The organism is Kutzneria sp. 744, assembly GCF_000568255.1.
Lineage (GTDB): Bacteria > Actinomycetota > Actinomycetes > Mycobacteriales > Pseudonocardiaceae > Kutzneria.
In genome coordinates, this window is the sequence record NZ_KK037166.1 from 1,446,363 (window position 1) to 1,459,455 (window position 13,093).

The following is a 13,093-nucleotide window of genomic DNA, read 5'->3' on the forward strand; positions in this document are numbered from 1 at the left end:
CGAGGGTCCGAACACGAAGCCGGCCCCGAAGACGTCGCCGGCGCCGGTGGGGTCCAGCGCGGCCATGTTCAGGCCGCCGACGTCCACGGTGACGCCGTTGGCGGAATCGACGGCGAAGGCCCCGTTGCCGCCACGGGTGACGACGACCACCGGCACGACCTCGGCCAGCTTCACGGCGGCCCGCTCGGGGGTGTCCTCGCGGGTGTAGCTCATGGCCTCGACGGAGTTGGGCAGGAACACGTCGTAGCCGTCGAGCTTGCGCAGCATGGACGGCGCCCACTGCTCGGTCGGGTCCCAGCCGACGTCGGCGAACAGCAGCGCACCCTGCTCCTTCACGGCGCGGATCCACCGCTCTTCCTGCAGGTCGACGTGCACATAGGCGGCACGGGTGCGCGGCGGCGGGCTGAGCAGCTCGTCCGGCCCGACCGGCGACGGGTGGCCGTGGGTGACCATGCTGCGGTCCCGGTCCACGGCCATCGACACGGTCAGCGGCGAGTGCCAGCCGTAGAACCGCCGACTGCACGACAGGTCGACGTTCTCCTGGTTGGCCAGCACCTCCCAGCAGAAGTCGCCGTAGAGGTCCTCGCCGAACGCGGCGGCCAGCGCGGTGCTGAGCTGGAGCCGGCTCAGCGCGACGGCCAGGTTGGCGATGCCGCCCGGGCTGGAGCCCAGCCCGGTCGACCACACCTCCGTGCCGGCCGAGGGCTGGTGCGCGAGCCCGGTGAAGATGATGTCCAGGAACACCGTGCCGGACAGCAGCACGTCGAACGCGGGACTCTGGTGTTCTGACGCCGTTGCCACCTGGGTCACCTTAGGACGCCGACGCCGCGACGACCAAGATCAACGGCGCCCGGCCGGGTGACAGCTGCTCACTTGGCCAGGCAGAACTGGTGGACGTCGAGGTAACCGGCGCGGAATCCGGCCTCGGAGTAGGCCAGGTAGAACTCCCACATCCGCCGGAACGTCTCGTCGAAGCCCAGCGCGGCGACCTCCTGCCAGCGACCGAGGAACCGACGCCGCCACGTCCGCAGGGTCAGCGCGTAGTCCTGGCCGAACGCCCGGTCCTGCACCACCCGCAGCCCGGTGTGCTGGGCGACGGCGTCCTCGATGGCCTCCACCGACGGGATCAGCCCGCCGGGGAACACGTACTTGTGCATCCACGTGTAGGCGTTGGCGGTGGCCAGCATCCGGTCGTGCGGCATGGTGATGGCCTGCAACCCGATCCGCCCGCCGGGCCGCACCAGCCGGTCCAGGGTGGCGAAGTACGTGGGCCAGTACCCCTTCCCCACCGCTTCGATCATCTCCACGCTGACCACGGCGTCGTAACTGCCGTGTGCCTCACGGTAGTCGCGCAGCATCACCTGCACGCGGTCGGCGACACCGGCGGCCTGGATCCGCTGCTCGGCCATGGCCTTCTGCTCGGCCGACAGCGTCAGGGTCGTCACGCGGGCGCCCCGCTGCGCGGCCCGGATGGCCAGCGCGCCCCAGCCGGTGCCGATCTCCAGCACGTGCGTGTCCGGGCCGACGCCGGCGAAGTCCAGCACGCCGTCGATCTTGCGGAGCTGGGCGTCCATCAGATCCTGCTCTGGGTCGGCGAACCAGGCCGAGGAGTACGTCATGGTCTCGTCGAGGAAGACCGAGAACAGGTCGTTGGACAGGTCGTAGTGCCGGTGGATGTTCTCCCGCGCGCCGGCCAGGTCGTTGTCCTCGACGGACGGTTGGGTGCGCTCGGCGATCCGCCGCAGCGCCTGCAACGGCCGCGGCACGAGGGTCGCCATGCGGGCGGCGAACGGCGTCAGCACGTCGGCGACCTCGGGGCTGGACCAGTCCCCCACCATGTACGCCTCGCCGAAGCCGATCTTGGCGTCGGCGCCGAGGCGCTGGAAGAAGTGGCCCGGCCGGTGCAGCCGCATCACCGGCGCGTCCGGGCCGCCGGCCCCGAGCACGCGGCCGTCGGGGAACTCCACGCGCACCGGGATCGTGCGGACGGCGTGGTGGAACAGCCGTTCCGCCGCCACGGCACGCAGCGGCGAGCGGGGTACGGTGGCCAGCCCGGGCCAGATCCCCTTGCTGGGCAACGGAACTGCACGGGTCTTGGTCATTGCGCGGTCTCCTCGTGCGGGGTGCGGGGGACGATCGGGATGCGGCGCAGCCACAGGCCGATGCCATGCGTGCGGATGAGCGCGGACACCCGGTGCGTGGTCAGCGGCCGGGTGATCAGCAGCTTGACCAACGCGAGCGGGGTCGCCGGGCGGCGGTGGCCGCGCAGCGTGGCGGTGAGCGGGGTCTTGCCGTGCTGGCGCAGCGCGATGGTGACGGACAACGTCGGCCCGGGCTCGCCGAACCGCATCAGGTACTCGCCGCCCAGGTCGAGGAACGGCGAGACGTAGAACTCCTTGTCGGTGCGGGCCCGGCCGGCCTCGTCGGGGAACAGCAGGTAGTGGTGCCGTTCCCCGTACGTGTTGTGCACCTCGGCGATCACGCAGGCCAGGGATTCCTCGCGGTAGCACCAGAACACGGTCAGCGGGTTGAAGACGTGCCCGAGCGAGCGGGCGTTGGCCAGCATGAGGATCCGGTCGCACTCCAGGCCGTTCGACGCCAGGTAGGCGTCGAGGTTCTGACGGATGGTGCGGGACGGAATCCCCAGGTGGTCACGGGATTCGAAGCGCGCGAACGGCCGTAGCCACCGGGGCAATGACGGCAACGCGTCGAGGTCGACGAGCCACAGGAACACCCGATGCTTGAAGGCGTAGTCGATGCGTTCCCGCCGCGCATGCGCGACCTCCACGTCGTACAGCGCGGGCGCTACCACGTGACGCCCAGGGATTCGGCGGCCCGCACGCCGGAGGCACAACCGTCCTCATGGAACCCCCAGCCGTGGTAGGCACCCGCGTACGCCACGGTTCCGTCGTTCAGCGACGGCAACCGGCGCTGGGCGGTCAGCGCGGCCGGCGTGTAGATCGGGTGCTCGTACACCATCCTGGCGATCACCGCGTCGGGCGCGACCCGGCCCGTGGCGTTCAACGTGACGACATAGCCGACGGGAGTGCCCAGGCGCTGCAACCGGTTCATGTCGTAGCTGACGAGAACCGGGCCGCCGCCGTCGTGACAGCTGGTCTTGAGGTAGTTCCACGACGCCCGCGCCCTCGACGAGACCGGCAGCACGGAAGGGTCGCTGTGCAGCCAGGTCTCGTTGCGGGAGTACTCGAACGCCCCGAGCACGTCGCGTTCCGCCGCGGTCGGATTGGCCAGCAGGCGAAGCGCCTGATCCGGATGGGTGGCCACGACGACCTTGTCGAACTCGTGGGTCTGGTCGGCGTCGTCCCTGATCGCCATGCCGCCGGCCGTCCGGCTCACCGCGCGGATCGGCGTCGAGATCTCCACCGCCGACAGGCCTTTCGCCGCCCGCTCCACGTACCGCCGCGACCCGCCGACCACGGTTTTCCACTGCGGCGAACCGCCGACGGACAGCATGCCGTGGTTGGCCAGGAAGGTGAACAGGTACCGCGCCGGGTAGCTCAGCGACGACGCCTCGCCCGACGACCACACCGCCGCCACCATCGGCACCATGAAGTGCTGCATGAAGTACGTCGAATAGCCGCCGACGGCCAGAAACGCGCCCAGCGTGACGTCACCGGCCCGCTCGTCGTCCATCACCCGCCGCGCGTGCCGGTGGAACCGCTTGACCTCGGCCAACATCCGCAGGTAGCGCCCGCGAACGACGTTGGCGCGCTGGGCGAACAGCCCCGGCAGCCGCCGCGCCCCCGCGTATTCGAGGCCGCAGCCGTCGCAGCGCACGCTCATGGACATCTCCGAGTCCTGCGTGGGCACGCCGAGCTCCTGGAACAGCCGCAGCAGATTCGGGTACGTGCGCTCGTTGTGCACGATGAATCCGCTGTCCACGGCGGTGTAGCCGCCGCCCTGCGTCGGCAGGTCGTGCGTGTGGGGCGTGGCCGCCCAGGCGCGCGTCGGACTCGAACAGCGACACATCGTACCGGCGTTGCAGCAGGTAGGCGGCGGTCAGCCCGGACACCCCCCGACCCGATGACGGCGAGCTTGTCCCTGCTCATCCGGCGGCCCCTTCCAGGGCTCAGCGGCACCCGTAGGCCCCGCGGCGACGGCTCACGCACAGCGTTCGCGATCCACCCGGGCATCGGTTCGTAATCCAGGCGACCAAGGACAAAACTTCGCACCAATCTCGTCCACTCACGCGCGCGCCGCAGCATCGCGTGCCCGTCGCCGTGCACCTCGAAACGGCAGACGTCGTCGGTGACGGCCTTGGCCCGGACCGCGTAGTCGTAGGACAGGCGCGGGTCGGTCCAGCGCTCGCGGTCGCCGTGGGCGATCAGCAGGGACTTGCCGGCCAGCTGCGCGACCGGCTCCCCCGGCTCGGTCCACGGCGCCAGCGCGCACACGCCCAGCACGCTCCGGTCGTCCGCGGCGTGCAGCGCGGCGCGGCCGCCCATGGAGTGCCCGACCAGGACCACCGGTAGCTCACCGTGCCGCCGCCGCAGGTCGTCCAGCGCCCAGCGGGTGTCCTTGACCGGGTCTTGGTCGTTCCAGCCGCGATAGCGGTAGCTGAGCTGGGCCACGAGCAGGCCGGGTTGCCCGGCCAGGTCCCTCGCGAACGGCACCATCCGCAGATAGGTGAGGTTCGCCCTGGTCGCCGGCTCGTGGCTGCGGGCGCGGCCGCCGTGCAGGAGCAGCGCCACCCCGGTGGGCCTGCGGCCTCGTTCCCGCAGCACGGGTGCGACTGAGCTGGACATGTCACTCCGTTCGCACGCGACGATCATCCGGTTCACGGTGACTTTCCGTACACACGCGTCGCCGAATGTTCTGGCACTGTGGAGAAGGTGTCCAGGGGGTGAATCGGGGGCCAACAGCCGGTGCGGCATCCTTGATCAACATCAGTGAGCACGAGGAGCGGGCGTGAACTACGAGATCTTCGGCATCGTCAACGGCTTGGCCGGCACGTTCGGCCCGCTCGACCTGCTGATGGTCTTCGCCGCCAAGTACCTGATCTTCCTGCTGTTCGCCGCCGGGGCCGTGGCCACGTTCCTGCGCGCCAGGCAGGACGGGTGGTGGCCGGTCGGGGCGTGGCGGATCGGGCAGGTCGGCGCCACGCTGGCCATCGGGCTCACGCTCTCGGTCACCGTGCGTATGTTCCATCTGTCGCTGCGGCCGTTCCAGACCCACCAGGTGCACATGCTGATCACGCACGAGCCCGGGGTGTCGCTGCCCAGCGACCATGCCACGGCGTCGTTCGCGCTGGCCATCTCGGTGTGGTTCTTCGTCTCGGCCAAGTGGGGGCCGTACCTCATGGGCGTGGCCGCGCTGGTCGCGATCTCCCGCGTGTTCGTCGGCGTGCACTACCCGGCCGACATCACTGCCGGCGCGCTGCTGTCCACCCTGGCCGGCCTGGCCGTGTGGGGCGCGACGCTGCTCTGGCAGGACCGGTTCATCGCCCGGTTCACGCCGGAGCCGGCCGCTGAGCGGGAACTCCAGCACAGCGCGTGATCCGCGCCCTGGCCGGTGGGGCCCCAGGCTGATCACGGGCGGGCGGAAAAGAACTCCCTCGTCCGCTCACGGCCGGGTACGGTGACGCCCGCCCGATCAGGAGAACCATGTCCCAGTCGCCGCTTTCCGATGCGGAACCACTGCCCTGCCCGTTGCCGACCGGACCGGTCGCCACCCTGTTCCTGATGGTCGGGCTGCCCGCCGCCGGGAAGACCACCCGAGCCGAGGAGCTCGCGACGGCGCGCCGGGCGCTGCGGCTGACCCCGGATCACTGGATGATTCCGCTGTACGGGGACTCGATGGCCGACGGCAAACGCTGGGTGGTCGAAGGACGGCTCATCTCGGTCGCCCTTCAGACGCTGCGGCTGGGGGTCGACGTTGTGCTCGACTTCGGGCTCTGGGGCCGGGACGAACGGTCGGCGCTGCGGTGGCTGGCCGAGGCGGCCGGGGCGGCGTGCCAGGTGGTCTACCTGCCGGTGGACAAGGACGTCCAACTGGCCCGCATCGCGCACCGACAGGAAACGACGCCACAGCGGACATTCCCGATGAGCGAAGCCGAAGTGGACGGTTGGCGGCGGCAGTTTCAGACGCCTGACGCCGGCGAACTCGACGGCGGGGAGATCCCCGGGCCACCGGCCGGCTGGCCGGACTGGGCGGCGTGGGCGGAGGACCACTGGCCCACCTGCACCGACACCTGAGCTCGGTCGAGGAAGTGATCCGTGCCACAGGTTGATCCATTCGGCTCCTGCCCGGGGCCGCTGGCGGTAGTACTGCGCGCATGGCTGAACAGCGCAGCTTCGCGCGTCTCGCAGTGGCCTTCTCGGCGATCGTCGTGGCCGTCTGCGCGGTCGTGTTGACGGTCAAGGTCATGAGCACGGACACGGTCACGGTGAAGCCGGTGCGGGTGCTGGATCCGGCGGCGGTGGAGAAGCAGGTGGCGAACACGGTCGGCGAGACGAAGAACGGGCCGCCGCGGGTGTACTGCCCGGTGTCGGTGGTGGTCGAGGTGGGCGCCAAGTTCGAGTGCCGGGCCTGGGGCAACACCAACCCGGAGACCTACGAGGTCAAGATCCTCGACGATCAGGGTGAGCTGTCCATCGAGAAGCAGTGATCGGGCGGACGCTAGAGTCGACCGTGTGATCGAGAAAACGCGCATCTCCACGCCGGCCGGCACGTTCGACGCGCTGGCCAGCGGGGACGAGGACGGCCGCGAGGTGCTGCTGCTGCACGGGTTTCCGGAGTCCTCGCTGGAATGGGAGCAGCAGCTGCGGGTGCTCGGGGGCGGCGGCTGCCGCGCGGTCGCCCCGGACCAGCGCGGCTACTCCCCCGGGGTGCGCCCGGAGCACGTCAGCGACTACCGCCTGGAGGAGCTGGTCGGGGACGTGGCGGCGATCGCGGACGAGCTGGGCTGGCAGCGGTTCGACCTGGTGGGCCACGACTGGGGCGCGATCGTGGCGTGGGCGGCCGCGGCGGCGATGCCGGAGCGCGTGCGGACGCTGACGGCGGTGTCGGTGCCGCATCCGGCGGCCTTCGAGCACGCCCGGGCCACCGACGAGGACCAGCACGAGCGGTCCCGCTACATCGGCACGTTCCGGGCGGCCGGGTCGGCGGAGAAGACGCTGCTGGCCGACGAGGCCGACAAGCTGCGCCGCATCTACGACTGGAAGGTCCCCGAGGACCACATCGAGCACTACCTGGACCGCTTCACGCAGCCGGGCGCGCTGACGGCGGCGCTGAACTGGTATCGGGCGATGGACCTGGGCGCCGAGGTCGGGCCGGTGGAGGTGCCGACGCTGATGGTGTGGAGCACCGAGGACAACGCCGTCGGCTCGGCCGGCGTGCTGGCCACCGAGAAGCACGTCACCGGCCCCTACCGCCTGGAGATCGTGGAGGACGTCTCGCACTGGATCCCGGAGGAGGCGGCCGAGGAGCTGTGCCGGCTGCTCATCGAGCATCTGCTGGCACACCGGAGCTGAGCACGCGCTCATAGCAGAGCGAGGTCTCGCTGCCGATGTAGTCGCCGTAGGCCGGGATCGGGACGTAGCCCTCGCGTTCGTAGAAGCGGATCGCGTCGGGCTGGCCGGTGCCGGTCTCCAGCCTCACGGTGGTCCAGCCGCGGTCGACGGCCGCCTGCTCCAGGGCGCGGAGCACGGCCGTCGCCACGCCGGTGCCGCGAGCCGACTTCTCCACGAACATGCGCTTGACCTCGGCGGACGTGTCGTCGAGTTGACGCAGGGCGCCGCAGCCCAGGGGCGTGCCGGCGTCGTCGAAGGCGATCAGGAAGACCGCCACGTCGTCGGCGCTGGGGTGCACGCCGGGTTCGGTGTCCTCGCCGTCGTAGCGGGCCAGTATCTCTACACGCTGCTGTTCCCGCAGGTAGACGCCATGCGGGTCGTCCCAGGGGCGGGCTTCGATCGTCGTCACGGAACAGATGTTACGGTAACGTCTGTTCCGAACGGAAGGGCGGCCATGTCACGAGCGGCGAACCCGCGGGCGGCGGAGCAGCTGTCGCAGGCGGTGTGGGACGTGCTGGCCCAGCAGGGGCTGGAGCACCTCACCATCCGCGCGGTGGCGGCGGCCGCCGGGTGTACGACCGGGCTCGTCATGCACCGGTTCCCCAATCGGCGGGCGCTGCTCCGGCACGCCCGGGAGCTGCTGCACTCGCGCACTCTGGAACGCGTCGAGGCGCTGGAGGCGGCAGCCGCCGGTCCTCGGGAGGCGCTGCGGGCCGTGCTCGCTCAGGGGCTGGCCACGACCGAGATGCACAGGTTGCAATACGGTATTAAGCCCTCACTAGTGATCGACGACTGTGTGGTGAATCTCGAAGGTCTGGCTAATCTCCGATATGATCCGGTGGGCGTAACCTCCGTCAATATTACTTTAGCAAAGCGCCGGTGAAATCATACGTCAGATTGATTACAGGGCACTACTTTAGTCCTGCCGAACATACAATGGATTTTCTTATCTAGGGTAATACAACCAGATACGAACCTACGGAGATAATCTTGTTAAAGCTGGCGGGTGTAACCTCATCTACGTAGTCGCGCTAGGGACATGCATAGTTTGAAATCGGGATACGATAGAGTTAAATAGGTCATGAGTTACTTCCGCAGTAAGAAGATGGCGTCCCGAACACAAGCGTGATGCCGCAGCGAGAAAGCGGGTGTTGGCACTCACGGATGGAATTCTTTACCGATGTGAAGCTTGCCACCGTCGGATCTGGATAATGACGATAATGCAGGCACTGATGCTATTAAATGAACATCACCGGCGGCCGATCGGGGGACCGCCGGCAGGCCGCTCGCGCCGGCCTCAGGCCGGCAGGGTCCAGATCTGGTTGAGCTGGTTGTTGCCGCAGGCGTACAGGCCCAGCGCCGTCCCGTTGTCGCTGCCGCCGCCCGTGACGTCCAGGCACAGGTTCTGGTTGACCAGGTTGCCGTTCAGCTTGTACGACCACTGCTGGCCCGCGCTGCCGTCGCAGGTGGACAGCACGGCCTTGTTCCCGCTGCTGGTCAGGCACTTGCCCAGCGACTGCACGGTTCCGCCGGCGACCTGCCAGCGCTGGTTGGCGTTTCCGGTGCAGGGCCACAGGATCACCGGATTGCCGTCGGCGGTGCCGCTGTTGCTGTCGTCCACGCACTTGCCGCTGGTGGCGGAGATCTGGCCGATCGGCGCCGGCTGGCCGCAGTCACTGCCCGGCGTCACACGGAAGATGGCGGTGCCATGGGCCGGAATCGTTGCGCTGACGGCGTTCGAGGTCTTGCCGGTCCACAGGTCCTTGGCCGTGAAGGAACAACTCGGCAGGCCGGCGGTGGTGCTGGTGGTGACCGAGGCCCCGCCGCGGTTGAGGATCGCCACCGCGCGGTCGCCGTTGGCCAGCGGCCGGTACAGGACGTCGGTGGTGCCGTTCTGGGCGTACACCGTGCCCTGCTTGCCCAGGCGGTCCTGATCCACGGCGATGATGTCCTTGTTGCCCAAGGTCTTCACCGAGTCCGCCGACAGCTTGGTCACGTCCGAGCTGAGGATCATCGGCGCGGCCATCATCGCCCACAGCGCGACCTGGCTGCGGGACTCGTCGGCGGTCATGCCGCCGTCGCCGGCGATGAGGAAGTCCGGGTCGTTCCAGTTGCCCGGGGCGGCATAGCGGCCGAGCGGGTTGTTGTAGCCGTAGTTGCCCAGCACGCTGCCCCAGCGGCTGTTGTCGGGTTTGTTCGCGTCGTACGTGGCGACGTCGTAGCCCTCACGCCAGAGCTGCCCGTACTGCTTGACCCAGCCCAGAATCGTGTACCAGTCCGGGGTTCCCTGGAAGTAGGCCGGGGCCGACTCGGAGAACACGATCTTGCGGCCGGTCTTGGCCAGCGCCGCCGCCTGGTCGGCGTAGGCGCCGCGGTAGGTCTGCTCCTCGGTCTGGCCGGCCACGCTCGGCAGGTTGCAACCGTCCAGCTTGAGGTAGTCCACGCCCCAGCTCGCGAACAGGTCGGCGTCCTGCTGGAAATGGTTCCAGCTGCCCGGATAGCCGCCGCAGGTGAGCGTGCCGGCGTCCTCGTAGATGCCGAAGCGGAGGCCCTTGTTGTGCAGGTACTTGCCCACGTAGGCCATGCCGTCCGGGAATCTCGCCGGATCGGCGACGAGGTCTCCCTTGCCGTCACGGGATTTCGACATCCAGCAGTCGTCGATGGTGACGGTGTTGTAGCCCCTGGCCGCGAGGCCGGTGGAGACCAGGGCGTCGGCGTTGGACAGGATGGTCTGCTCGGTGAAGTCGCACTGGTAGTGCGCCCAGTCGTTCCAGCCCATCGGCGGCGTGTCGGCCAGGGTCGGGGCGGCAGCGGCGGTCACGGGGGTCAGCAGGGAGGCGGCCGTGACCGCCGCGAGCAGGAGAATGGATCGCACGGCGGATGCCTTTCAGCTCAAGGTTCGCGCGAAGCTGATCGGTTGCGGGGTGGTCTGGTGCAGGTCGAACACGAGGATCTCGTTGCGCCCCGGCCGAAGCCACGGCGCGGGGCAGAACAGGCGGTGCTGCGGGCCGATCTCCCAGTACCGGCCCAGGTTGTGGCCGTTCACCCAGACCACTCCCTTGGTCCAGCGGGAAAGATCCAGGTAGGTGTCGCCGGTCCGGTCGAGCTGGAGGGCAGCCTTGAAGAACAGGCCGGGTCGCTGGGCGTCCTTGACGATCGGCTTGAGGGCGGCGGTGTTGTCCAACGGAAGCGGGAAGATCTGCCAGCCGGTGATCCTCTTCCCGTTGAGCGACACCGATTCCAGGATGCCCTTGCGGTCGACGATGGCCTGGCCGTAGTTGGTGCGCCCCATGCCCTCGACCAGGACGTCCAGCGTGCCGCCGGAGGTGGTCAGGGTCAGCGGCGCGTTGTTGTTGGTGACGTTGAGCTTCTTCGACTCGGCGTCGGGGATGAGCGTGCGGGACAGGCCGCCCTCGTAGTGCCCGTCGACGAAAACGGTGGCGTAGTCGTGCACCCAGCGGATGTCGAGGGCGCCGGTGTCGGCGATGGTGGTGCGGTACAAGGCGAAGCCGTAGCTCTGGCCGAGCATCTCGAACGGCTGCGGGTCGGCGCTGGCCACGGCATCGGGCAGGTTGTCCCACAGCGAGGCGAAGACGGTCGGCGTCACCGGAGCGGGCACGATCGTCGGCTTCGCATCGGGAATCGTCGGCAGCGGCAGGCCGTAACTGCCGATCAGGCTGCGGTACTTGTGGAACTCCGGGGTGGCCACGCCCTGCTCGGTGATCGGGGCGGCGTAGTCGTAGCTGGTGACGTCGGGCTGATAGGCGCCGGAGAGGTCGTTGGCGTTGGCGCCGGCGTAGAAGCCGAAGCTGGTGCCGCCGTGCACCATGTACAGGTTGAACGACAGGCCGCCGTCCATGAACGCCTTGAGGTCCGGGGAAATGTCGGTGGGGCCGGCGAAGTTCTTGTCGCCCCAGTGCGTCAGCCAGCCCGGGTACACCTCGCCGGCCATCGCCGGCACGGCCGGATAGGCCTGGCGGGCGGCGGCGATCGAGGCCGCGTCCCCGCCGCTGAGCGCGATGGCCCCGCCGCTGACGTTGCTGTGGTTGTGTTCCAGCTGCCCCAGGCCGTCCTCGGTGTAGAAGGGCCCGTCGATCCCCTGCTCCAGCCACAGCTGGCGGAGCTGCTCCAGGTAGGCGGGGTCGCTGCCGTAGGAGCCGTACTCGTTCTCGATCTGCACCATCAGGACCGGACCGCCGTTGCCGATCATCAGCGGGCGGATCCGGGGCGCGAGCTGCGCGATGTAGCGGCGGACCGCCGCCAGGTAGCGCTCGTCCTCGTGCACGCGCAGCTTGATGTCCTTATTGGCCAACAGATAGGGCGGAATGCCGCCGAGATCCCACTCGCCGCAGACGTACGGCCCCGGGCGCAGCAGCACCCACATGCCGGCGGCCTGGCAGAGCCGGATGAACGCCTCGATGTCGCGCTGCTCGCTGCGGAAGTCGAAGACGCCCGGGCGGGGCTCCACGTAGTTCCACATCACGTAGATCGAGATCGTGTTGAGGCCCATCGCCTTGGCCATGAGGATGCGGTGGCGCCAGTGCTCGACCGGGATGCGCGCCGGGTGCATCTCGCCGCTGCGGATCTGGAACCGCTGGCAGTCGAGCAGGAAGCCGCCGCCGTCCGGGGCGAACGCGAAGCGATGGCCGCACCGTCTCTGTTCCCGGGCCGGCGGACCGGGGGCCACCGCGGCGAGCGGGGCCAGTCCGCTCATGGCCAGGAACCATCGCCGGCCCATCTCCATGGCTGTGCCTTCCCGCCGACGTCGTCGTCGGGAACGGACACTACGGGTGCGCACTACTGCTCGTCCATGCTCCTAAAGTAGGTAAATCAAGCAGTTTCGCGCAGTGATCAGCTCGCTCTGGTCGCGCCCACGATGACTCCGTCCACGCGGGCCAGCCAGCTGCCGCAGAGACAGCGCAGGTACTCCACGCCTTGTCGGCCCGGGTGTCGGGCCTGCGGCGGCAGCTCCACCACCGGCCATGAGCAGCGCGGACAGGTCTCGTCGGTCATGGTCCCAGCGTGCTGTAATGCTTCAGTGCACTTCAACCCTTACGGCGGACCCGGCGCCCAGGCGGCCGCCGCGCTCGTGAACCTCCAGGACATGCCGCCCGAGGTCGTGCTGGCCACGCTCCGCGACCACGGCATGGCCGTCACCGCCGTGAGCCCGTCCGACGCGTCGGCGATCGCCGCTTGGCGGTTACGGCTGCGCGAGGTCTTCGCCACGTCCGATGTGGACGCCCGGGTCGAGCTACTCAACCGCCTGCTGGCCGACTCCGCTAGCGCCCCCTACATCTCCCGCCACGACGGCCGGCCGCCCCACCTGCACTACCACGTCTCCGGCGGGTCCATTGTGGACCGTGTGCGCGCCTACACCGCCGGCGGTCTCGCCCATCTCGTGTGCGAGGACCCGGCCCGCGCCGGCAGCTGCGACCGCCTCGGCTGCGACACGGTTTTTGTCGACACCTCACGCAACGGCCGCCGCCGCTTCTGCTCCACCCGCTGCGCGACCCGGGTCTACGTCGCCGACCACCGCCAGCGCCAGACGGGTTGACCCAAGG

The 13,093-nt window shown here is 69.3% G+C and carries 14 protein-coding genes and 2 pseudogenes; 6 read left to right on the top strand and 10 right to left on the bottom strand.

Annotation, left to right across the window (positions count from 1 at the left end; all coding sequences use genetic code 11):
- From KUTG_RS06305 to KUTG_RS63270, 6 genes and pseudogenes are all read right to left on the bottom strand, one after another.
- The coding region (locus KUTG_RS06305) for a PfkB family carbohydrate kinase (protein ID WP_063753690.1) at nt 1-801 on the bottom strand (801 nt) is incomplete at its 3' end.
- 68 nt (nt 802-869) lie between these two features.
- On the bottom strand, nt 870-2,102 hold the full coding sequence (locus KUTG_RS06310) for an SAM-dependent methyltransferase (protein WP_043715601.1): 1,233 nt from the start codon (nt 2,100-2,102) through the stop codon (nt 870-872).
- Entirely contained in the window at nt 2,099-2,812 is a 714-nt protein-coding gene (locus tag KUTG_RS06315) for a DUF1365 domain-containing protein (RefSeq protein WP_043715602.1), read from the bottom strand. The genes KUTG_RS06310 and KUTG_RS06315 overlap by 4 nt, the downstream gene beginning before the upstream one ends.
- Nucleotides 2,806-3,885 carry an NAD(P)/FAD-dependent oxidoreductase gene (locus tag KUTG_RS58060; protein ID WP_369794623.1) on the bottom strand — a complete coding sequence of 360 codons (1,080 nt, stop codon included), beginning with the start codon at nt 3,883-3,885 and terminating at the stop codon, nt 2,806-2,808. The genes KUTG_RS06315 and KUTG_RS58060 overlap by 7 nt, the downstream gene beginning before the upstream one ends.
- Nucleotides 3,886-3,943: 58 nt before the next feature.
- Nucleotides 3,944-4,033: pseudogene (locus tag KUTG_RS66010) on the bottom strand (NAD(P)-binding protein); the annotation flags it as partial.
- Between the two features lie 94 nt (nt 4,034-4,127).
- Nucleotides 4,128-4,895, bottom strand: a pseudogene (locus tag KUTG_RS63270) (alpha/beta hydrolase); the annotation flags it as partial.
- Nucleotides 4,896-4,929: 34 nt separating this feature from the next.
- Here KUTG_RS63270 and KUTG_RS53015 point away from each other — a divergent pair.
- From KUTG_RS53015 to KUTG_RS06340, 4 genes are all read left to right on the top strand, one after another.
- Complete coding sequence (locus tag KUTG_RS53015) at nt 4,930-5,517, top strand: phosphatase PAP2 family protein (RefSeq protein WP_052394117.1); 588 nt, start codon at nt 4,930-4,932, stop codon at nt 5,515-5,517.
- Nucleotides 5,518-5,624: 107 nt separating this feature from the next.
- Entirely contained in the window at nt 5,625-6,215 is a 591-nt protein-coding gene (locus KUTG_RS06330) for a P-loop nucleotide/nucleoside kinase family protein (protein WP_084578965.1), read from the top strand.
- An 80-nt stretch (nt 6,216-6,295) separates the two neighbouring features.
- Complete coding sequence (locus tag KUTG_RS06335; RefSeq protein WP_084578967.1) at nt 6,296-6,628, top strand: DUF4333 domain-containing protein; 333 nt, start codon at nt 6,296-6,298, stop codon at nt 6,626-6,628.
- Nucleotides 6,629-6,653: 25 nt separating this feature from the next.
- Nucleotides 6,654-7,493 carry an alpha/beta fold hydrolase gene (locus KUTG_RS06340; RefSeq protein ID WP_043715605.1) on the top strand — a complete coding sequence of 280 codons (840 nt, stop codon included), beginning with the start codon at nt 6,654-6,656 and terminating at the stop codon, nt 7,491-7,493.
- On the opposite strand, the gene KUTG_RS06345 is transcribed toward KUTG_RS06340, so the two are convergent.
- Nucleotides 7,462-7,941 carry a GNAT family N-acetyltransferase gene (locus tag KUTG_RS06345; RefSeq protein WP_232240686.1) on the bottom strand — a complete coding sequence of 160 codons (480 nt, stop codon included), beginning with the start codon at nt 7,939-7,941 and terminating at the stop codon, nt 7,462-7,464. The genes KUTG_RS06340 and KUTG_RS06345 overlap by 32 nt on opposite strands.
- Nucleotides 7,942-7,986: 45 nt before the next feature.
- Between KUTG_RS06345 and KUTG_RS56035 the strand changes: the two genes are divergently transcribed.
- The gene (locus tag KUTG_RS56035) at nt 7,987-8,415 is read left to right on the top strand and encodes a TetR/AcrR family transcriptional regulator (RefSeq protein WP_198047043.1); all 429 of its coding nucleotides are present in this window, start codon (nt 7,987-7,989) and stop codon (nt 8,413-8,415) included.
- Nucleotides 8,416-8,829: 414 nt separating this feature from the next.
- On the opposite strand, the gene KUTG_RS06355 is transcribed toward KUTG_RS56035, so the two are convergent.
- The 3 genes from KUTG_RS06355 to KUTG_RS60855 form a co-directional block, all read right to left on the bottom strand.
- Nucleotides 8,830-10,407 (bottom strand): ricin-type beta-trefoil lectin domain protein, encoded by a 1,578-nt coding sequence (locus tag KUTG_RS06355; RefSeq protein WP_043715606.1) that lies wholly within the window; start codon nt 10,405-10,407, stop codon nt 8,830-8,832.
- Between the two features lie 12 nt (nt 10,408-10,419).
- Nucleotides 10,420-12,246 carry a beta-galactosidase gene (locus tag KUTG_RS06360; protein WP_198047044.1) on the bottom strand — a complete coding sequence of 609 codons (1,827 nt, stop codon included), beginning with the start codon at nt 12,244-12,246 and terminating at the stop codon, nt 10,420-10,422.
- A 137-nt stretch (nt 12,247-12,383) separates the two neighbouring features.
- A complete protein-coding gene (locus KUTG_RS60855) occupies nt 12,384-12,545 on the bottom strand; it encodes a hypothetical protein (protein ID WP_198047045.1) in 162 nt (53 codons plus the stop codon).
- 25 nt (nt 12,546-12,570) lie between these two features.
- Between KUTG_RS60855 and KUTG_RS06365 the strand changes: the two genes are divergently transcribed.
- Nucleotides 12,571-13,086: a CGNR zinc finger domain-containing protein gene (locus tag KUTG_RS06365; RefSeq protein WP_043715607.1), complete on the top strand. Its 516-nt coding sequence runs from the start codon at nt 12,571-12,573 to the stop codon at nt 13,084-13,086.
- Nucleotides 13,087-13,093: the final 7 nt, after the last annotated feature.